Genomic DNA, 19,167 nt, shown 5'->3' with positions numbered 1-19,167 from the left:
GCTCAGGAGCGCGGCGGTCGGCGCTCAGGAGCGCGGCGGGGCGTCCTTGAGGATCGCCGACAGGATCCCGTTGACGAAGCCAGGGGCCTCGGCGTCGCAGAACTTCTTGGCCGTGTCGACGGCCTCGGAGATCGCGCCCTCGGCGGGGATCGGGCTGTCGGCGGGCACCATCTCGGGGTGCAGCATCTCGAGCAGCGCCACCCGCATGATCGAGCGCTCCAGCGGGTTGATGCGCTCGACGCTCCACCCCTTGGCGTGCTTGCCGATGAGGACGTCGAACTCGTCCTGGAGGTCGGTCGTCGCGTGGGCGAGCGACCGGGTGAACATCGCCGCGTCCTGGTCGAACAGGTCGTGGAGCGGGCGCCCCGTCAGATCGTGCTGATAGACGGTGAAGACGGCTTCGCGCCGCTGGTCGCTCCGACGTGACATGCGGGCGGAAGGCTACGCCACCGGCCGCGGGACCGGCGGGCGGTGGCGAAGGGCGGGGGCCGCGGGAGAGCGGGAGCCCCGGCCGGGTGTCAGGGCCGAGGCCCGCCCGGGCGACCCGTCCGAAGAACGGGTGCCCGGAGTCGCGGCCTCCACCGCGGTGGTCGGCCGCGGCGTCCCCGCCGCCGTGCAGGTGGCGAGGAACGGACCGACCAGGGCCGCAGAGGCCGCTCAGGCCTTGACGAGCTCCAGCTGCAGCGCCAGCTCGACGTCGTTGCCGAGGTAGTCGCCACCACCGGCGAGCGGCACCTGCCACGTGATGCCGAAGTCGCGGCGGTCGACCGTGTACGTGACCTGGACGCCGACGCGGGTGCCGCCGAACGCGCCCTCGACCGGGCCGGTGAACGCGGCGGTGCCGGAGACCGACTTGGTCACGCCGTGGATCGTGAGGTCGCCCGTGATGTGGAGGTGGTCGTCGTGCTGCCCGACCTCGGTCGACGCGAAGGTGATCTTCGGGAACTTCGCGGTGTCGAAGAACTCCTCGCTCTTCAGGTGCTGCACGAACTGCTCGTTGCTGATCGTGAACGACTCCACCGTCACGTCACCGTTGAGCGACGCGGCGCCGTCCTCGCCGACCTCCAGCGTGACCTCGTACTCGGAGAAGCCCGAGCGGAAGAGCGTCAGCTTGTTGTGCTTGATCGCGTACGTGACGCTCGAATGGACGGTGTCGGTGGTCCAGGTGCCGGCGGGGAGGGCCATGGGATGCTCCAGTTCCCGGATCTCGGATCCGGTATCGGTAGTTCGGTCGGGACAGATACTACACGAGTCAACGACTTAAGTGGACCGCGGTCCGTAACGGTTCGGTGAACGGGGGCGCCCGCTGCAGCGGCCGTCGGTTCTGCATTCGCCTCGCATATCGACGACAGCGCAGAACCGGTCGTCTCCGGCGGCGACCGCAGCGGCGGCCGCGACCCGGACGCGGTGGGCGAGCCCAGCTCAGGGGACGCCGTCGAGGCTGCCGTCCGGCCCGACCACTCGTGCCTCGAACGTGCTGGGAGCGCGCTCGAGCGGCGCCTGCGCGAGCATCGCGCGGATCCGGGCGATGGTTCGTCGTGGATGGACGTCGATGTCCCGTTCGGTCCATCGTGCCGTGCGCCAGCCGGCGAGGCCGAGGACGGCGTCCCGTTCTCGATCGTCGTCGAACGCCACGCCGTGCCCGTGCGTGCCCCGCGTGTCGATCTCGACGGCCACGCGGTCCGGCCCCCAGGTCAGGTCCACCTCGAAGACGCGCCCGTCGACGACGACCAGCACGTTGACCGCTGGTGGTCGGATCCCCGCGTCGCGAAGCATCTGGAGTGCGCGTCGCTCCAGAGCGCTCCGCGTCCCGGGCGTGGCGTACTCGTCCTGTGCCGCAGCGAGCTCCGCCACGAACCGCGCGCCGGGGCGGCCGGCGGCGCGTCCGAGCTCGAACGCGACGTCCGCCCTCCGGATCAGCCGCCGGGCCGCGGCGGTCGTCCACGCTCTCCGCGCTGCGGCCGGGCCGTGATTCGCCGCGACGTCGACGATCGTGCGGGCGACCGTCGTGCACCGCAGGCCGCGATGGACGGTGATCGAGCGACCGGGCAGACCGGCGACGTGATGTGCCAACCCGGTCTGCCGGCGCCGACTCGTCGGCACCGTGATGTGGACGGGGCCACGAGACGGCGGAAGCAGCGCCCAGTGCACCGCGGACGAGGAGTAGCTGAGCGCCGCGGCCGCCCCACCCGCGAGCAGTGCCGCTCGATGGCGACCGTCCTGGGAGAGCGGTGCCCCGTTGAGCACGAGCACCCCGCGATGACGGGACGCCAGCAGTCCGGATCGGAGCCGGCGGTCGATCACCTGGTCCGAGACTCCGCGCGCCCGGAGCTGGGAGCGTGAGAACACGCCGTCCTGGGATGCAGCGAGTCCCGCGATGATCCGATCGATCGACGCTGGCCGTTCCACGACCCGATCGTGCACCCGTGCCCGCGCTTCGCCCGCGGTGCTGCGATGTCGAACCGATCTCGGCGCACCTCCGACACGAATCGAACGTCGCCCGCACGGGCCGGCCGCCGAAACGCTCACCGGGTCGGCGCTCCCGGAGGCACCGGCCGTCCCCGACATGAGCTGCACGAGGTACCGGAGGTGCGCGGGGGGCAGCGGCGGGCAGCGGGGGCAACAGGGATAGCGGGGGCGGCGGCGGGTGGAGCCCGGTTCCGCGTTCGCGTCGCATGCCGACGACAACGCAAAAGTGGCGCACGTCGTACGTCGATAGGCCGACGCCACCCACCACCGGTTCTGCGTTCGCGTCGCATGCCGACGACAACGCAGAAGTCGCGCACGACGTCCATCGTTAGGCCACCGCCACCCACCACCGGTTCTGCGTTGGCGTCGCATGCCGACGACAACGCAGAACTCGCTCCGCCCGACAGCCCGGGACCACCGTACGCCGCTGGACCGCAGGTCAGGCCCCGACCGGCACCCCGTCGTACGCGTGGGGCGCCCATTCCCGCCCCCGGATCGCAGCGAGGGCGCCCCTTCGGGCGCCCTCCGCATCACATCGTCCGGGGGCACGGAGCGCCTGCCGGAAGGTCAAGGCTGCGACGGCACCTGCCCGGGCCGGTCAGGCCCGCGACACGGTCAGGCCCGAGACATGTAGTCGCCGGTCTCCGTCTGGACCTTCACGCGGTCGCCGATGTTGACGAAGAGGGGGACGCGGATCTCGGCGCCGGTCTCCAGGGTGGCCGGCTTGTCGCCGCCGCCGGAGGCCGTGTCGCCGCGGAGGCCCGGCTCGGTGAAGGTGACCTCGAGCTCGACCGACGGCGGGAGCTGGACGTCGGAGGGCTGCTCGTCGATGAAGAGGATCTGGACCTCGTCGTTGGCACGGACGAAGCGCAGGGCCGACTTGACGTTCGAGACCGGGATCGCGAGCTGCTCGTAGGACGCGGTGTCCATGAAGTGCGCGTCGGTGCCGTCATCGTAGAGGTACTGCATGTTGCGGGCCTCCGTGTGGACCGCGCGGAACTTCTCGCCGGCCCGGAACGTCTTGTCGATGACGTTGCCGTCGCTGGTGCGGCGGAGCTTCGAGCGCACGAACGCCGCGCCCTTGCCGGGCTTCACGTGCTGCGTCTCGAGCACCTTGAAGACGACACCGTCGACCTCGATGTGATTGCCGTTCTTCAGTTGGTTCGTGCTGATCATGGCCGCGGACGAGTCTAGACACGCGTGGCCGGGCGGGGCGTGCCCGCCGATCGGGGGCGCCGCGCCGGGCGGTCCCGCGGACGGCGACCCGCGGCGCTCAGCCCGTCGTCCCGGCGCCTTCGCCGCCCGTCACGAGCACGTCTACGAGGCCCGGGAACCGCGACTCGAGATCGTCGGACCGCAGCGAGATGTACCGCAGCGTGCCGTCCTGCCGGGTCCGGGTCAGACCGGCCTCCCGCAGCAGACGCGTGTGGTACGAGGTCGTCGACTTCGGCAGACCCGTGTGCTCGCCGAGCGCGCCGCAGAGGAGCTCGCCCTCGGCCGCGAGGACCCGGACCATCGAGAGACGGAGCGGATCGCCGACGGTGCGCAGCACGTGCGCCAGGTCGAGCGTCGACGTCTCCGGATGCCGGATCGTGTCGCGGGACGCGGCGGGCGGCTCCGGGGCGACGCCCGGGGACGCCGGGCTCGCACCCGCCGCCCGGGTGCCCTCCGCCGTCGCGGTGCCTTCTGCCGGGGGAGTCACGGATGCGGACACGGGGCTATGCTACAACATCCGAAGTTCCAAACATTTGGAACTTCTGATCGAGGTGAACGCCATGCCCACTCCACCGACCACCGCCTCCCCCGCGCCGCGCCGCGACCGCCCGACCCTCCCGCCGACCGTCGCGTACTGGCTGATGGCCGCGATCATCGGCCTCGCGCTGTTCGCGTCCGCGACGCCGTCCCCCCTGTACGCGACGTACCGCGCCGAGTGGGGCTTCTCGCCCTTCGTCCTGACCGCGATCTTCGCCGTGTACGCGATCGGCGTCCTCGGTGCCCTCCTGGTCGCCGGCCGGATCTCCGACGACGTCGGCCGCAGGCCGGTGCTGATCGGGTCGCTGGCGGTGCTGCTCGTCTCGACGGGGATGTTCGTCGTCGCGGACTCGGTCGTCTGGCTGTTCGCCGGCCGGGCGCTCCAGGGGCTCGCCACCGGCGTCGCGCTCGGATCCGCCGGCGCCGCGCTGCTGGACCTCCACCCCCGCCGCGACAGCCACAGCGCGGGGCTCGCCAACGGCGTCTTCAGCACCGCCGGCATGGGCCTGGGAGCGTTCGTCGCCGCGATCCTCGTCCAGTACGCGCCGCTGCCGATGCGCACCCCGTACCTCGTGCTGCTCGTGATCTTCGCCGTGCTCCTGGTGGGCTCGATCCTGATGCCGGAGCCCGTCGCGGAGCGTCGCCGGCTGAACCTCCGCTTCGAGGCCCCGCACGTGCCGGCGACCATCCGCGGCGCCTTCCTGCTGTCGGGTCTCGGCGTGCTGGCCTCGTGGTCGATCGGCGGGCTGTTCATGTCGCTCGGGCCGCAGCTCGCCGCGATCGAGCTCCACACCGACAACCACCTCGCCGGCGGCGTGGCGATCCTCGCGCTCACCGGGTCGGGCGCGGTCGCCCAGCTCGTCTTCCAGCGCGTCGCGCCATGGCGCCTGACCAGCGGCGGCGCGGTCGTCCTCGCCGTCGGCCTGGCGAGCGTCGTGGGGTCGCTCTCGCTCGACTCCGCCGCGCTGTTCCTCGCGGCCTCCGTCCTCACCGGCGTCGGCTGGGGCCTCGCGTTCCTCGGCGCCCTGCGGTCCCTGACCGCGGTGATCCCCGCCGCCACGCGCGCCCGGACGATGTCCGCGTTCTACCTCGTGGCGTACGCGTCGCTCTCGATCCCCGCGCTCGCGGCCGGCCTGATGGTGTCGTCCTGGGGCCTCCTGCCGACGTTCCGCGTGTTCGGCGCGATCGTCGCGGTGCTCGCCCTCCTGGTCGCCGTCGCGGCGTACCGGACGCGGCCTGCGCGGACGATCGCCACGGAGCGGACGGCGATCTCCGGCGTCGTCCCGGTCGTGGACTGAGCCGCGGGCGGGTGCGGGTCCTCGCGCGGTCGGCCGACGCACGGCGGACCACCCGGGCCCGACCGAGCGTCGCGTCGGGTCCCGGCCGCGGCGCGGCCCGGGCCCGCGCTCAGGAGACCTCGATGAGGTCCTTGCTGACCGTGGTGAAGACGTCGGAGCCGTCGTCGGTGACCGCGACGAGGTCCTCGATGCGGACGCCGTGGTGGCCCGGCACGTAGACGCCGGGCTCGACGGTGACGATCTGGCCGGCGACGAGGGCTCCCTGACCGCGAGGGCTCAGGGTCGGGGCCTCGTGGACCTCGAGACCGACGCCGTGGCCGAGACCGTGGCCGAAGTGGTCGCCGTGACCGCCGGCGGCGATGATCTCGCGGGCGACCTTGTCGATCGCGCGAGCGTCCGCGCCGGCCTTCACGGCGGCCAGCGACTGCTTCTGGGCGTCGAGCACGAGCTCGTAGACGCCGCGGGCCTCGTCGCCGACGGTGCCGGTCGCGACGGTGCGGGTGCAGTCGGAGCAGTAGCCGTCGAGGATGCAGCCCCAGTCGACCGTGAGCAGGACGTCCTTCGGGATGACCTCGTCCCTCGGCGACGCGTGCGGCAGGGCGCCGTGGGCGCCGAAGGCGACGATCGGATCGAAGCTGTTGCCCGATGCGCCGAGCTCGCGCAGGCGGGTCTCGAGGCGCAGGCCGAGCTCGCGCTCGGTGCGTCCGACGACGCCGCCCTCGAGCACGACCTCGACGAACGCGGCGTCAGCGAGCTCGGAGGCCGCGCGGATCGCCGACAGCTCCGACGGGTCCTTGACGGCACGGAGACCGGAGACGAGGCCCTGGGCAGGCACGAGCTCCTGGCCGATCTCGACCGCGTTCTTCAGCCGCCGGTGCGCCGCGACGGTCAGCTGCGCGTCGTCGAAGCCGACCTTCTTCACCCCGTGGGGCAGATGGGCGGCGAGGCCGGCGCCGCCGAGGTCGCGGCCGCCGTCGATCCGCTGCCACGGCTCCGGGACCTGGTCCTCGGCCTGGGCGACGTACCGGAAGTCGGTGATGAAGCGGCGGACCGGATCGCCCTCGGAGTCCCGGCCGACGACGACGACGGCGTTGGAGCCGGTGAACCCGGTGAGCCAGCGGATGTCGTGCAGGTTCGTGACGACGAGGGCGTCGAGGCCCTTCTTCTTCGCCAGGGCGTCCAGGCGGTCGCCACGCGACTCCGGGGCGCTCACGAGGCCGCTCCGTCCGGCGAGGCCTGGGAGGTCGGCGGCGACGGGTCCTGTGCGGGCATCGGCGGTGCGGCGGCCGGGTCGGCCTCGTTGTCGTCGTGCAGCCCCGGTCCGGCGTGGTCGTCGGTGTCGGTGATCTGCGGGGTCGTGGAGCTCGAGAGGTGCTCCTCCGTCGGCGTGCCGGACGGCGGGACGCGCTCCGGCGCGACCTCGACGAGGTGCTCGTGCAGGAACGTCAGGGCCTCGCGGTAGCCCTCCGGGCCCTTGCCGGAGATCTTCTTCACCACGACGCCGTCGAAGACCGACGTGCGGCGCCATTCGTCGCGCGCCTCGACGTCGGAGAGATGCACCTCGACGGCCGGGACGTCGGCGAGCTCGAGCGCGTCACGGAGCGCCCACGAGTAGTGGGTCCAGGCGCCGGCGTTCAGGATGATGCCGTCGACCAGGCCCTCGGCACGGTGCAGGTACTCGACGAGCGCGCCCTCGTGGTTCGTCTGGAAGAACCGCGGGATCAGCTCGAGATCTCCCGCCCACTCGTCGATCTGCCGCTCGAGCTCGCGGAAGGTCAGCGGACCGTAGTGCTTCGGGTCCCGCCGGCCGAGCTGATCGAGGTTGACGCCGTGGACCACGGCGACACGGAAGCGACGCATGGGCGTGATCCTCGCACGGTCAGCGCACCACCCGCGTTCCGTGCCGGATCGGGCAGCCCGACACGGTCGCCCGTGACGAGTCGGAGCGGTCGCCGGGACGGGGGGAGAGCGCGGCTACGGCCCCTACCGACCCCACCGAGGCTGTTAGCGTCGCTGGTGTGTGCGTCGTGTCACGTTCTCGCTTCCGCCGCGTCCCCGCTTCGACGACTCGCCGTCCGGCCACTCGTGCCCGCGCCGGCACCACCCGTGCCGCCGCCGCTGCGACCCTCGCCGCTATCGGCGCTCTCGCCGCCGTCCCGGCCGTCGCGTCGGCCGAGCAGGTCACGATCACGTCCTTCGACGGGACGAAGCTGGACGCGGACTTCCTGCCCGCCGAGGGGCTGAAGGCGGGGGAGAAGGCGCCGACGGTCGTCATGACGCACGGGTTCCTCTTCACCCGCGAGAGCACCGAGAGCGGGCTGCTGGGGTTGCTCGGTCAGGTGCCCGCCGGCGCGTTCCGGAAGGCCGGGTACAACACGGTCACGTACGACTCGCGCGGGTTCGGGCGCTCGGGCGGTGAGATCGAGCTCGATTCGCCGGACTTCGAGGGACGCGACGCGTCGGCCGTCGTCAGCTACGTCGCGACCCGTCCGGAGGCGCGGCTCGACGGTCCCGGCGACCCGCGCGTCGGCATGAGCGGCGCGTCCTACGGTGGCGGGGTGCAGTGGGCGGCCGCGTCGCGCGACCGCCGGATCGACGCGCTGACCCCCTCGCTCTCGTGGACGTCGCTCGTGCAGGCGATCGGTCGCGACCGGCGACTCAAGCTCGGTTGGTGGCTGCCGCTCGTCGGCGGTGGTGAGCTCAGTGGCCTGGCGTTCGGCGCGATCGCCCCGCAGGGCCCGGAGCTCGGCGCTCTCCCGCCGGAACTGATCCGGCTCTCCGCCCAGGCGGTGCTCACCGGCAAGGCCGGCCCGGAGTTCACCGAGTACATCCGGGCGCGCTCGACCGGCGAGGCGATCGCGAAGGTCGAGGCTCCCGCGCTGATCATCCAGGGCACCCCCGACACGGTCATCGGCCTGGACCAGTCGATCGAGATGCGCCGCCTGCTGCGGCAGGCCGGCACGCCGACGAAGGTCCTCTGGTTCTGTGGCGGCCATGGCCTCTGCCTGACCGGCACCGGCGGCGAGGACGTCGTGCGGCCGCGCGTGCTGGCCTGGATGGATCGTTGGCTGAAGGGCGACGCGAAGGCCCAGGTCGGACCGGCGTTCGAATGGGTCGCCGACGACGGGAAGCTCCGCAGTGCCGCCGACCTGCCGCTGAAGCCCGCGGGCGAGATCACCGCCCAGGGGTCCGGGAAGCTCACGATCACGCCGCTGGGCACCGCGTCGGGCCTGGTCGTCGCCGCGACGCGCGCGCTGAACGCCGTCGAGGCGCCGATCCCCGCGCAGACCGGCACGAGGGACGTCGTCGGCGTGCCCACGCTGCGCCTCCGCTACTCGGGGACGTCGACCGACGTGCAGTCGCACCTGTTCGCGCAGATCGTCGACGAGACCCGCGGCGTCGTCGTCGGCAACCAGGTGACGCCGATCCCGGTCGTCCTGGACGGCCGGGAGCACACCGTCGAGCGGCCACTCGAGGGCGTCGCGATGCGCGTGACGCCGGGCAGCCGGTACCGGCTGCAGGTCAGCGACGGCTCCAACGTCTACGGCCTGACCACCGGGGTCGGAGCGGTCGACCTGAAGGACGTTCGGATCGCGCTGCCGGTCGGCGACGCCGCCGGGACCACGGCCGATCCGACGTTCGTGAACGGGGTCGCGGGGACGACGGCCGCCGCGCCCGCGGCGACGACCAGGCCGCGGAGGCCCGGCACGAAGCGGATCCGCCTGAAGACACTCCGCGCGACGGGCGTCGTCCTCCGTGGCGACGCCGCGAAGGCCAGGCGGGTCCGTGTGTCGCTCGTCGTGTCGGCCACGACGGCGAAGCGCCTGAAGCTCGGGTCGCGGACGATCGCCACGAAGCGGACGACCGGGAAGCGCGCGTGGTCGGTGCGCCTGCGGCCGACCGCGAAGGTCGCGACGACGCTGCGCCGCCGGGCGTCCGTCACGGCGACGGTCAGGGTCTCCGCCGGGACGAGCCGCACGGCGAAGGTGGTCGTCCGGCGGTAGGCGCCGGGCCGGCGACCGCTTCGGTCGGGCGGCCCGAGATCCGGTCGGCTCGGCCCTCGGCCGACCCAGGGGTCCGCGGAGATCGCACCGCGCCGCTCGCTCAGCCCGCCCGCTGGAACACGAGCTGCCCGAGGGCACTGTCGTCGCCCTTGAGCAGGAGGTGGTCGGCCGGATGACCGCCGCCGTCCTCACAGCGGGTCGCGAGGAGCAAGGCTCAGTAGCCGATCCGCGAACGGCCGCAACGCGCCAGATAGCCGACGGGCGGCCCCTGGCCCAGGCGCGTGCCGCCGACCACGCACGCGATCACGGAGTCGCGCCGGCCGAACGCGCGCAGCGCCGCGAAGCGCACAGTCGCGCGGCCCGTGCGGAACCGTGGGCCGCTGATGCGCGCGGTCGCGATGCGCACGAGCGTCTTCGACCTGACGCGCACGTGGTAGACCGCGACCCGGCGCCCGCGGAAGCGGACACGGGGCGAGCCGCTCACGGTGAGGCGCGCCGTGACGCGGTTGTTCACGTTCCGCGCCGAGAACCGGATACGGGGCTGCACGTACACCGTGGTCGTCGACGATGGGCCGTGCAGCCCGCCGCTCTCGACCACCCGCACACGGACGTTGCCGCGGACGGTGGTCGGCAGCGAGAATCGGCCCTTCGCGTCGGGCACCACGCTCCGGCCCGTCGGGCGGAAGCCTCCGCCGAACGGGTGCTCGTCGATCTCGAGCCGCAGCGGCGAGACGATCGTGCTCCGGATGCGCCCGGCGAAGCGCTCGCGTGTCCCGGACTCGGACAGCGTGGCGCGGGTCCTCCGGGTCACGGGGACCCGCCCGGCGCTGCCCGCCGGTGCCGACTCGAGTGCCTGGACCGTCCCGTTGCGCCCGACGACAACGGTCCCCGTGCCGGCCGCGAGGTCGGCGTCCTGGTCCTGGGAGCCGGTGAACACGTCTGTCGGCTTACCGATGTTCCCTGCCCACGTCTCGAGGCCGTCCGAGAGCCGCCGGAGGCGCAGGTCGCCCGAGATGTGCGCGCGCACGACGGTGTCGCCGATCACGAGCGGCTCGTCGAACGTCTCGAAGAGGTCGGGCTCGGGGGCCGTCCAGCGCACTGCACCGGTCAGCGCGTCGAAGGCCTGGAGGCCATGGTCGGCGGTGCGTAGTCCGACGCCGCCGGCCAGGACGCGGGGCTCCGCGGTGCCGGGCAGCCCGGCCCCGTCGGAGGTGCGCAGCGGCGGGAGTCGTGGCCCGCCGAGCACCCGCTCGCCGTCGAGGAGGACCCGTCCCCCGCCACCGCCGGAGCACCCACCGTTGACCTTCCAGAGCACGGCGCCGGTGCTGCGCGAGACGGCGGCGACGGTGCAGGCCGCCAGCTCGAAGATCTTGTCGCCGGCCGCGGCGGGCTCGCCGTCGGTCCCGTCCTCCACCCCGCCCGTCCACCGGAGGGCTCCGCTGCCCAGGTCGTAGGCCCGGAGCCGCTGACCCTGCGCCACGACGAGGCCGTCCGTCACGAGGACGTGGTCGCCACCGCTTTCGCCCGGGTCCAGGACCGCGCTCCACGCCGCGGCCCCCGATGCGGCGTCGATCGCGCGGATCCCGCTCCCGGCGGCGACGACGCGGCCGCGGGCGTAGCTGACCGTCGCCGCGGCGCCCGGCGACACCCAGAGCTGCTTGCCGGTCGCGAGGTCGAGGGCGACGACCGCGTCGGGCAGCGGCACGTAGACGCGGCCGTCCCCGACGACGGGCGGGCCGACCTTCTTGTCGAAGTTCACCCGCCAGCGCTGCCGGAGCGGCGCCCGGAGCCCGCTGTCGGCGACCCAGTTGCGGCGGGTGGTGTCGCTGCCCGGCTGCGTCGTCTCGATCCCGGCCGGCGCACCGGCCGTCTGGGCGTGGGCGGGGGTCACGACGAGCCCGCCCGTCAGGAGCGCGGCGACGACGACCCCGGCGGCCGTGGACCGGCGGCAGGTGTCGGCTGATCGTCCCCGTCCGGGTACCCGCCCCCACCACGTCACCGGTCGGCTGTCCGCCACACGCACGCGCATCGCCGGATCGTTCCACGGCGGCCTCCGGAGCGGCATGAATCCATCGTCCACCCCCGGGGCGACCGGCGGGTGGACGGCCCCGGCAGGAGGACGCCCGGCCGGAACCACAGACCCGCGAGACGCCGGGCTCGCCGCGGCGACGCGGTCGGCCGACGGCTGAGCGACGACGCGGAAACGGGTGTCCGGCGGGCCGACGCGGTCAGCCGGCCAGCTCGGCGACCGCGCGCCGCACGTCCTTCGCCGCGAGCTGCTGCCCGAAGCGGACATCGCCGGGCTCGCGGACGACGACGAACGGCACCGGCGCGGAGCCGAGGCGCTTCTTGTCCTTGGCCGTGGCCTCGTGGACCTCGTCGACGTCGACCGCGGCGTCCATCGTGGTCGGCAGGCCCGCGTTCGCGAGGAGGCCCGAGACCTGGTCGCGCAGCGCGTCCTGGCCGGAGAGCCGGAGCGCCGCGAGGAGCCCGAGGCCGACGGCCTCGCCGTGGCGGTAGCGCCGGTAGTCGGTGACGGTCTCGATCGCGTGGCCGATGGTGTGGCCGAGGTTCAGGACCTGTCGGCGTCCGCCGTCGCGCTCGTCGTCGGCGACGACCTGGAGCTTCGTCCGGGCGCAGCGCATGACCGTCAGCGGGTCGACCGGCGCGCCGGAGGACACCTGCTCCCAGAGGGCGCCGCCGGCGATCAGCGCGGTCTTGACGACCTCGGCGTACCCGGCGGCGAGCTCCTCGCGCGGCAGGGTCTCCAGCGCGTCGGGGTCGACCATCACCGCGGCGGGCTGGTGGTACGCGCCGACGTAGTTCTTGGCCGCCGGGAGGTCGACGCCGGTCTTGCCGCCGTAGGCCGAGTCGACCTGGGCGACGAGCGTCGTCGGGACCTGGACGACGGGGAGGCCGCGCTGGAACGTCGCGGCGACGAAGCCCGCAAGGTCGCCGACGACGCCGCCGCCGATCGCGACGACGTGGTCGCTGCGGGTGGCGCCCTGCTGGATCATCGCCCCCCAGACGGCCTCGCAGGTGGCGAGCGTCTTGTGGGCCTCTCCCGCGGGGAACTCGATCAGTCCCGCGAGGCCGGGCACCCGACCGGCGTGGTGCTCGGCGACGTTCTCGTCGGTGACGGCGATCCGGCGCGAGGTCTCGGGCAGCGGCCACGGCGGGAGGTCGCGCAGCAGGCCGGGACGGAGCCACACCGGGTAGCCGCCGGAGTCCGTGTGCGCCCACAGGAGCTGCGCGCCCTTGGCCTCCTTGACCGACTGGATCACCGGGATCGCCGGGCGCAGGAGCTGGCGGTCGACCTCGGGGAGGATCACGTCGGCGACGGCCTCGTAGGTCGCCTGGCGCTCGTGGTACCGGGCTTCGAACGCGCCCTTGTCCTTGGCGAGCGGGCGGCTCGAGCGCTTGGCCCGGCGCCAGGCCGTCGGCAGGCTGACCTGCAGCAGGACGACGATGTGGGCGCGCAGGGCCTCGCGGACCTTCGCGGACTGCAGCGTCCCGCCGCCGAGCGACACGACGTCGCCGTCGGCGCGGTCGAGGACCTCGAGCGTGATGTGCTCCTCGACCTCGCGGAACGACGCCTCGCCGTGCCGCCCGAAGTACTGCGGGATCGTCATCCCGACGTGCTTCTCGATCCGCTTGTCGGTGTCGACCATCCGGGCGCGCAGGGCGCCGGCGACCATCCGGGCACCGGTCGTCTTGCCGGCCCCCATGAAGCCGATGAGGACGATGGCGGGGCGCTTCTCGGGCACGACGCTCAGCGCGTCCAGCCGATGCGCGCCTCGTAGGCGGCGACGGCGGCCTTGACGTCGTCGATGTGGTCGCCGCCGAACTTCTCGCGGTAGGCGGCCGCCAGGACGATGGCGATCATGGCCTCGCCGACGACGCCGGCGGCGGGGACGACGCAGTTGTCGGTGCGCTCGCGCAGGGCCTTGGCGGGCTCGCCGGTCGACAGGTCGACGGAGCGCAGCGGCTTCGTGATCGTCGGGATCGGCTTGACGGCGGCGCGGACGACGAGCACGTTGCCGTTCGTCATGCCGCCCTCGAGGCCACCCGCGTGGTTCGTGCGGCGGCGGACCGCGCCGGTGTGGACGTCGCCGTCCTCCGCGTCGTCGGCGCCGAAGATCTCGTCCTGGGCCCGCGAGCCGGGGGTCTCGGCCAGCGTGAAGCCGTCGCCGAACTCGACGCCCTTGTGCGCCTGGATCGAGCAGATCGCCTGGGCCAGGCGGCCGTCGAGGCGCTCCTGCCAGGAGACGTGCGACCCGATGCCGGGATGCAGGCCGAAGGTCAGGACCTCGTAGGCGCCGCCGATCGACTCGTTCGCCTTCCGCTCGACGGTGATGTGCTTGACCATCGCCTTCGACGTGTCGGCGTCGAGCGTGCGGACCGGGTCGTCATCGATGCCCTCGAAGTCGGCGACCGTCAGCGGGCGGTCGGCCACCGGCGCGTGGACCGGGCCGATCTGGGTGACGTGGGAGCGGATCTCGACGCCGAGCGCGCGGAGGAACGCCTTGGCGAGCGTGCCGCCGGCGACGCGGGCCGCGGTCTCTCGGGCGGAGGCGCGCTCGAGGACGTTGCGGACGTCGTCGTGCCCGTACTTCCAGACGCCCACCATGTCGGCGTGGCCGGGGCGCGGCATGTGGACGGGCGGGGTCTCGGCGTCCACCGGCCACGGGTTCATCCGCTCCTCCCAGTTCTGGTAGTCGCGGTTGACGACCCAGAGGGCGACGGGGCCGCCGAGCGTGCGGCCGTGCCGGACGCCCGAGCGGACCTCGGCGGTGTCCGTCTCGATCTTCATGCGGCCGCCGCGACCGAAGCCGAGCTGGCGGCGGGCCATGTCGCGGTTCATCGCGTCCCGGTCGAGCTCGAGGCCCGCAGGAAGTCCCTCGACGAGCGCCGTGAGCCCTGGACCGTGCGATTCGCCTGCAGTGGAGAGGGTCAGGGACATGGCGGCGGATTCTACGGGCGGCCCGCCGGGGCGGCGGTCCGCCCCGGGGTGGCGCGCGGACGGCCGTCGCGCGGGGTCGCCGCGCCGTCCGCCGTCGCCGCGCGGCCGGGCCCCGGGCCCGTCCGCCTACTCCGCGAGCTTGAAGCCGCCGCGCCAGACGCTCAGGACCCGCAGCGCGGTGACCGCGCCGTTCTTGCCCTTCGCCGTCCTCGGCGCCCGGATGACGGCGGTGCGCCCCGTGCGGACGCGGATCAGCCGGCAGTCCTTCGAGCCGGTCCTCAGCCGCTGGACGCACATGGTGCCCTTGGACTGCTTGCCCGTGAGGTACGCGCCGGACCGCAGGCGCAGGGTGACGACCCTGTTGGAGGACGACACCTCCACGACCCGGGCGACCGACGTCGTGGTGGTCGGGACGAGGAGTCCGAGCGACCGCTTGTTGACGGTCGTCCGGCGCTTCTGGGTGGCGATGCGGAGCGTGACCTTGGCGGGCTTCGACGCGGCGAGGCGGCGGGCGACCGCCTTGGAGTCCTTGGCCGAGCCCCCGCCGGTCGCGGGCTTCGCGCTCGTGGTCGTGGTCGCGGTCGACCCGCCCGTCGCCTTCTGGACGGCGGCGTTGGCGGCGTCGGACTTCGCGGCGGCGCCCGTGGCCTGCGCGACCGCCGAGGGGCTGCTCGAGCCCGTGGCCGCCGAGGCGGTGGTGGTCGCCGTCGTCGGGCCGCCGCCGGCGGCGGCGGTGGACGCGGCCTCCGGGTCCTTCACGGCGGGGAACGGGTCGACGCTGCGGCCCTTCGCGCTCGCGGCCTTCGCGGCCCGGGCGCGCGCGGCCTGCTGCTCCGGCGTCGTGCCGTCGGCGGCGGTGGTGCCGTCGACGCGCTGGACGATCGCGAGTGCGCGCTCGACCACCGGGTCGGCGGCCTGTGCGGTCGCCGGCGGTGCGGGGTCGGGCTCGGTGTCGCGGGTCGCGCCGTAGGCCGCGGCGCCGCCGCCGAGGACGATGACGGCCCCGACGATGGCGCCGAGGACCGGATCGACGTTGACGTCGAAGCTGGGGTTCGGCAGGCGGCTCACTTCGTGCTCCCGGTGGTGGTCGGGGTGCCGGGTGTGGTGGCGGTGCCCGTGGTGGCCGCCGGTGCGCCGGGTGTGGTGGCGGTGCCCGTGGTCGCCGTGGGCGCCGCGGCCGAGTCCTTCGGCAGCAGGTAGGCGACGACCGAGAGCGTGCCCTTCAGCGTCTTCCCGCCACCCTCGCCGTCGGCGGAGAGGTCGACGGACTCGATGCGCAGCAGCCGGCCCCTGGCGCTGACCTTGGTGCCGCCCTTCGTGCGGACGTCGGCCTGGACCGCCTTGACGAACTTCGTCACCGCGACGTAGGTGCCGGCGAGCTCGACGTTGAGCTCGACCGGGAGGCTGCCCGCCGGTGCGGTGGGCGTCCCCGGGGTGCCGGGGACGGCGCTGCCGTCCGCGGCGGTCCCCGCCGGGGTCGCCGCCGTGGTCGCGGTCGGGGTCGCCGTCGGGGCGGCCGAGGCCGCGCCGTTGCTGACCTTCAGGACGTCGAAGCTGACGCCGTAGCGCCGGGCGGTCGAGTCGAGCTGGTCGATCAGCGCGGGGGCCTCGACCTTCTCCGGCACCGCGACGGCGAGCCGGCGGAGCGTGCGGGCGTTCTCGGGGGTCCGCTCGGCCGCCTGCTTGGCGGTCGCGAGCTGGCCGGCGACCGCGGCGGCCGCGGTCTCGGCCTGGGTCTGGGCGCTCTTCGCGGCGTCGGCGTCGTCGCGGGCGGGCCCGACGAGCCCGACCCAGAGCAGCGCGCCGACGACGATGATCCCGAGGACCATCAGCACCTTCTGCATGTTGGCGGTCATCGGCTCGCTCCGGTAGTGGTGGACGCCGCGGGCGTGGCGGCCCCGGGGGTGGTCGTCGTGGCCGTCGGGGTCGCCCCCGGCGTGGCGGTGCCGGTGGTGGACGCGGGCGTCGCGGTGGACGCGCCGTCGATGACCGTCTCCGCGGACAGGCCGAGCGCGGCGTCGGCCTGGACGCCGGTGCAGGTCTGGGCCCCGGCCGTGCCGGACCCGCCGTCGGCGCTCTTGCCGGCGCGGCTGGTCTGGCTGAGCGCGACGTCCGCGACCTGCGGCAGCGCCCGGAAGCGGCGCAGCGTGGTGGCGACGCGCGGTTGCGTGTCGGCGCAGACGGAGAGGGTGACCGAGCCCGACCCGCCGAGACCGGCCGGCGTCGCGGCGGACGTCGTCGTGGCGCCGGCGGCCGAGGCGTCCGCGGCGGCGAGCTTCAGGGTGCTCACCGTGACGTTCGACGGCAGGGAGCCGGCGGTCGCGCGGAGCACGCCCGCCCAGTCGGTGCGACCGGCGGCGAGCTGCAGCACGGCGGCCTCGCGCGACGCCCGCCGGGCGTCGAACGCGACGACCGGTGCCAGGCGCGTGACCTGGGCCTGCGACGCGGCGCTCTGGGCGATCGCGGCGGCCTCGGACTGCTTGGCGTCGGACGTGTCCTGCTTGGCCATCGCCCAGGTGCCGAGCATCCCGATCGTCACGAGCGCGCCGACACCGGCGATGCCATGGACGGCGTTCAGGCGGCTGGGGGCGCCGGCGGCGCGGGCTCCCCCGCGCTCCTCGACCGGCAGCAGGTTCATCGCGCGCATCAGCGCACCTCCTCGACGCTCAGACCGAGCGCAACGGGGTCGGCACCGCCGGACAACGCTCCGGCGGACTCCACGGGCAGGCCCAGCGTCTCGTGCAGCAGCGCGGCGACGCCGGGCAGCGCGGCCAGGGGGCCGCTGATCACGCAGGTCTCGGGCGCGGTGCCGTCCTCCTGCTCGACGTGGAAGTCGATCGACGTGCGGACGGTGGACGCGATCGCGCGGATCGTGCGGGCGATCGCGGGCCCCTCCTCGTCCTGCTCGTAGTCGACGCCGCTGCGGTCGCCGAGCAGGGCGGCCTCGACGGCCGCGACGTCGCCTCCCGTGCGCTGTGCCAGGTCCTCGGCGACGGTGCCGATGCCAGCGGGGATGGTCCGCACGAAACGGCAGTCGTCCCGCCCGCTGATCGCGAGCGTCGTCACGCCGTCCAGGTCGAGCAGCAGCGTGGCGGCCGACGGACGGACCGTCCGGGACAGCCCGAACGCCAGGAGATCGACGCCGACCGGATCGAGGCCGGCGGCGCGGACGGCGGCGACGTGGCCGTCGACGAGCTCGCGGCGGGCGGCGACGACGAGGGCCCGCTTCTGCGGCTGGCCGTTCTCCGTCACGCCGTCGGGCAGCAGCCGGTAGTCGATCAGCGCGTTGTCCGCGGCGGTCGGGATCCGCTCCTTGGCGAGCATCCGGACCGCGGCGACGACGTCCTCCTCGCGCTGCACCGGCGGCAGGTCGATCACGCGGACGGCGACCTTCTGGCAGCCGACGCCGATGCGCGCCTGCTTGCCGAGGCCGCTGTGCCCGGCGACGGCCTGGCGGAGCGCTTGGGCGACGGCGACGGCGTCGACGACCTCGCCGTTCTTCACCGCGCCGGCCGGCAGCGGGGCCGACGCCGCGATGCGCGGGGCGAGCGGCCCGGAGGCCGGAGCGGCGACCGCGACGGAGACGTGGGTGGCGCCGATGCGGATCCCGGCGACGGGTGCCGCGTTCTGCGGGCGCCGCGTCGGGAGGCTCTTCGGCAGTCGGGGAAGGGTGAGCTGGCGGCTGGGCATAGGTGGGGACCGCGGGTTGTCCGAGGGGTCGCTCGTCGTATCGACGCCGGGCTCGGGGGCGGGTGACCGTTCGTCGACGCGCTGGACGTTCGTCCGAGGCGCGACGAGCGGTCGCGGTGGCCGGGTTTGACGTTCAGAACGCCTTGAGGTACGCGTCGATCAGCGGCTGGCCGACGGCGATCGCGACGACCCCGCCGAAGGCGATGTAGGGGCCGAACGGGATCTTCGTCTTGCGGGCCTCCTGGACGCCCTTGCGAGCGGCGAGGACGACGCCCACGACGCTGCCGGCGACGAGCGCGACCAGCAGGGCGACCGCGACGGGCGGCCCGAGGCAGAGACCGAGGACGGCGATCAGCTTGACGTCGCCCAGGCCCATCCCGCCGCTGATGAGGGCGGCGGGGACGAGCAGGAACGCGGCGGCCGCAGCGGCGGCGATCAGGCGGTCCGGCTCGCCCGACGGGTCGAGCGCGAGCCCGGCGACCAGCGCGATCACCGCGGCCGGGTACGTGATCTTGTTCGGGATCCGGAAGTGCTCGAGGTCGATCAGCGTCACCGGCACCAGGGCGGTGACGAGGACGATCCCGAGGACCGCGTCCACGGTGCTGTCGGCGACCGCGGCGACGAGCGCCCAGAGCACCGCGGTGACGGCCTCGACGAGCGGGTAGCGCGCGGAGATCGGCGCGCGGCAGTCGCGGCAGTGGCCGCGCAGCAGGAGCCACGAGAACACGGGCACGTTGTCGTACGCGCGGATCTGGTGGTGGCAGTCCGGGCACTCCGACCGGCCGGAGACCACCGAGATGCCGTTGGGCATCCGGTAGACGACGACGTTGAGGAACGAGCCGATCAGGAGCCCGAAGGCGGCGGCGAAGGCGATGAGCATCGGGAGCATGACGAGGAGCTGGGGGTCGGAGTGCCGAACCTACGGAGCGAATCCCGCCGTGTGACCGGCGAACCGTGCCGAGTCTGTGGCGAGTCCCTCACCCATCGGCGC

The 19,167-nt window shown here is 74.0% G+C and carries 17 protein-coding genes; 2 read left to right on the top strand and 15 right to left on the bottom strand.

The genetic code is table 11. The annotated features are described in order from the left end of the window. Positions 1-24: 24 nt before the first annotated feature. From nusB to PATMI_RS38340, 5 genes are all read right to left on the bottom strand, one after another. Positions 25-429: a transcription antitermination protein NusB gene (gene nusB, locus PATMI_RS0117890; protein WP_026911863.1), complete on the bottom strand. Its 405-nt coding sequence runs from the start codon at positions 427-429 to the stop codon at positions 25-27. 228 nt (positions 430-657) lie between these two features. Continuing rightward, positions 658-1,185 carry a YceI family protein gene (locus PATMI_RS0117885; RefSeq protein WP_026911862.1) on the bottom strand — a complete coding sequence of 176 codons (528 nt, stop codon included), beginning with the start codon at positions 1,183-1,185 and terminating at the stop codon, positions 658-660. A 237-nt stretch (positions 1,186-1,422) separates the two neighbouring features. After that, a complete protein-coding gene (locus PATMI_RS0117880; RefSeq protein ID WP_157260833.1) occupies positions 1,423-2,568 on the bottom strand; it encodes a type IV toxin-antitoxin system AbiEi family antitoxin domain-containing protein in 1,146 nt (381 codons plus the stop codon). Positions 2,569-3,084: 516 nt separating this feature from the next. Continuing rightward, a complete protein-coding gene (gene efp, locus PATMI_RS0117875) occupies positions 3,085-3,645 on the bottom strand; it encodes an elongation factor P (protein ID WP_026911860.1) in 561 nt (186 codons plus the stop codon). Between the two features lie 97 nt (positions 3,646-3,742). Then, complete coding sequence (locus tag PATMI_RS38340; RefSeq protein ID WP_245604190.1) at positions 3,743-4,183, bottom strand: ArsR/SmtB family transcription factor; 441 nt, start codon at positions 4,181-4,183, stop codon at positions 3,743-3,745. Positions 4,184-4,244: 61 nt separating this feature from the next. On the opposite strand from PATMI_RS38340, the gene PATMI_RS31310 reads away from it, so the two are divergent. After that, complete coding sequence (locus tag PATMI_RS31310) at positions 4,245-5,519, top strand: MFS transporter (RefSeq protein WP_084270379.1); 1,275 nt, start codon at positions 4,245-4,247, stop codon at positions 5,517-5,519. 109 nt (positions 5,520-5,628) lie between these two features. Here PATMI_RS31310 and PATMI_RS0117860 read toward each other — a convergent pair whose 3' ends face one another. After that, positions 5,629-6,732: a M24 family metallopeptidase gene (locus tag PATMI_RS0117860; RefSeq protein ID WP_026911858.1), complete on the bottom strand. Its 1,104-nt coding sequence runs from the start codon at positions 6,730-6,732 to the stop codon at positions 5,629-5,631. Beyond that, on the bottom strand, positions 6,729-7,379 hold the full coding sequence (locus PATMI_RS36080) for a type II 3-dehydroquinate dehydratase (protein ID WP_084270378.1): 651 nt from the start codon (positions 7,377-7,379) through the stop codon (positions 6,729-6,731). Before PATMI_RS36080 ends, PATMI_RS0117860 begins: the two co-directional genes overlap by 4 nt. Positions 7,380-7,546: 167 nt before the next feature. Here PATMI_RS36080 and PATMI_RS31300 point away from each other — a divergent pair, with 167 nt between their 5' ends. After that, entirely contained in the window at positions 7,547-9,523 is a 1,977-nt protein-coding gene (locus PATMI_RS31300; RefSeq protein WP_157260832.1) for a CocE/NonD family hydrolase, read from the top strand. A gap of 214 nt (positions 9,524-9,737) precedes the next feature. On the opposite strand, the gene PATMI_RS0117840 is transcribed toward PATMI_RS31300, so the two are convergent. From PATMI_RS0117840 to PATMI_RS0117805, 8 genes are all read right to left on the bottom strand, one after another. Further along, a complete protein-coding gene (locus tag PATMI_RS0117840) occupies positions 9,738-11,552 on the bottom strand; it encodes an outer membrane protein assembly factor BamB family protein (RefSeq protein WP_169738390.1) in 1,815 nt (604 codons plus the stop codon). 199 nt (positions 11,553-11,751) lie between these two features. Further along, positions 11,752-13,290, bottom strand: a complete 1,539-nt coding sequence (locus PATMI_RS0117835; RefSeq protein ID WP_245604189.1) for a bifunctional shikimate kinase/3-dehydroquinate synthase — start codon at positions 13,288-13,290, stop codon at positions 11,752-11,754. Positions 13,291-13,295: 5 nt separating this feature from the next. Next, a complete protein-coding gene (aroC, locus tag PATMI_RS0117830; RefSeq protein WP_026911855.1) occupies positions 13,296-14,486 on the bottom strand; it encodes a chorismate synthase in 1,191 nt (396 codons plus the stop codon). Between the two features lie 126 nt (positions 14,487-14,612). After that, positions 14,613-15,554 carry a hypothetical protein gene (locus tag PATMI_RS0117825; protein ID WP_026911854.1) on the bottom strand — a complete coding sequence of 314 codons (942 nt, stop codon included), beginning with the start codon at positions 15,552-15,554 and terminating at the stop codon, positions 14,613-14,615. Further along, entirely contained in the window at positions 15,551-16,342 is a 792-nt protein-coding gene (locus PATMI_RS0117820) for a type II secretion system protein GspM (protein ID WP_026911853.1), read from the bottom strand. Before PATMI_RS0117820 ends, PATMI_RS0117825 begins: the two co-directional genes overlap by 4 nt. Next, positions 16,339-17,133 carry a hypothetical protein gene (locus PATMI_RS0117815; RefSeq protein WP_026911852.1) on the bottom strand — a complete coding sequence of 265 codons (795 nt, stop codon included), beginning with the start codon at positions 17,131-17,133 and terminating at the stop codon, positions 16,339-16,341. Before PATMI_RS0117815 ends, PATMI_RS0117820 begins: the two co-directional genes overlap by 4 nt. Next, positions 17,133-18,176, bottom strand: coding sequence for a pilus assembly protein PilM (gene pilM / locus PATMI_RS0117810; protein WP_026911851.1), 1,044 nt, complete (start codon positions 18,174-18,176; stop codon positions 17,133-17,135). Before pilM ends, PATMI_RS0117815 begins: the two co-directional genes overlap by 1 nt. Before the next feature lie 133 nt (positions 18,177-18,309). Continuing rightward, the gene (locus PATMI_RS0117805) at positions 18,310-19,065 is read right to left on the bottom strand and encodes a prepilin peptidase (protein ID WP_051471978.1); all 756 of its coding nucleotides are present in this window, start codon (positions 19,063-19,065) and stop codon (positions 18,310-18,312) included. Between the last annotated feature and the right edge of the window lie 102 nt (positions 19,066-19,167).

Origin of the sequence: Patulibacter minatonensis DSM 18081 (assembly GCF_000519325.1) — a bacterium.
Lineage (GTDB): Bacteria > Actinomycetota > Thermoleophilia > Solirubrobacterales > Solirubrobacteraceae > Patulibacter > Patulibacter minatonensis.
The sequence above is the reverse complement of the archived record's forward strand: the minus strand, read 5'-3'. Positions and strand labels throughout refer to the sequence as shown.

Bases quoted from the DNA above. Each gene is read 5' to 3' on its own strand.
- PATMI_RS0117815 (WP_026911852.1), bottom strand. From the start codon at position 17,133: ATGCGCGCGATGAACCTGCTGCCGGTCGAGGAGCGCGGGGGAGCCCGC.
- PATMI_RS0117820 (WP_026911853.1), bottom strand. From the start codon at position 16,342: ATGACCGCCAACATGCAGAAGGTGCTGATGGTCCTCGGGATCATCGTC.
- efp (WP_026911860.1), bottom strand. From the start codon at position 3,645: ATGATCAGCACGAACCAACTGAAGAACGGCAATCACATCGAGGTCGAC.
- PATMI_RS0117885 (WP_026911862.1), bottom strand. From the start codon at position 1,185: ATGGCCCTCCCCGCCGGCACCTGGACCACCGACACCGTCCATTCGAGC.
- pilM (WP_026911851.1), bottom strand. From the start codon at position 18,176: ATGCCCAGCCGCCAGCTCACCCTTCCCCGACTGCCGAAGAGCCTCCCG.
- aroC (WP_026911855.1), bottom strand. From the start codon at position 14,486: ATGTCCCTGACCCTCTCCACTGCAGGCGAATCGCACGGTCCAGGGCTC.
- PATMI_RS36080 (WP_084270378.1), bottom strand. From the start codon at position 7,379: ATGCGTCGCTTCCGTGTCGCCGTGGTCCACGGCGTCAACCTCGATCAG.
- PATMI_RS0117880 (WP_157260833.1), bottom strand. From the start codon at position 2,568: ATGTCGGGGACGGCCGGTGCCTCCGGGAGCGCCGACCCGGTGAGCGTT.
- PATMI_RS0117840 (WP_169738390.1), bottom strand. From the start codon at position 11,552: ATGCGCGTGCGTGTGGCGGACAGCCGACCGGTGACGTGGTGGGGGCGG.
- nusB (WP_026911863.1), bottom strand. From the start codon at position 429: ATGTCACGTCGGAGCGACCAGCGGCGCGAAGCCGTCTTCACCGTCTAT.
- PATMI_RS0117805 (WP_051471978.1), bottom strand. From the start codon at position 19,065: ATGCTCCCGATGCTCATCGCCTTCGCCGCCGCCTTCGGGCTCCTGATC.
- PATMI_RS31310 (WP_084270379.1), top strand. From the start codon at position 4,245: ATGCCCACTCCACCGACCACCGCCTCCCCCGCGCCGCGCCGCGACCGC.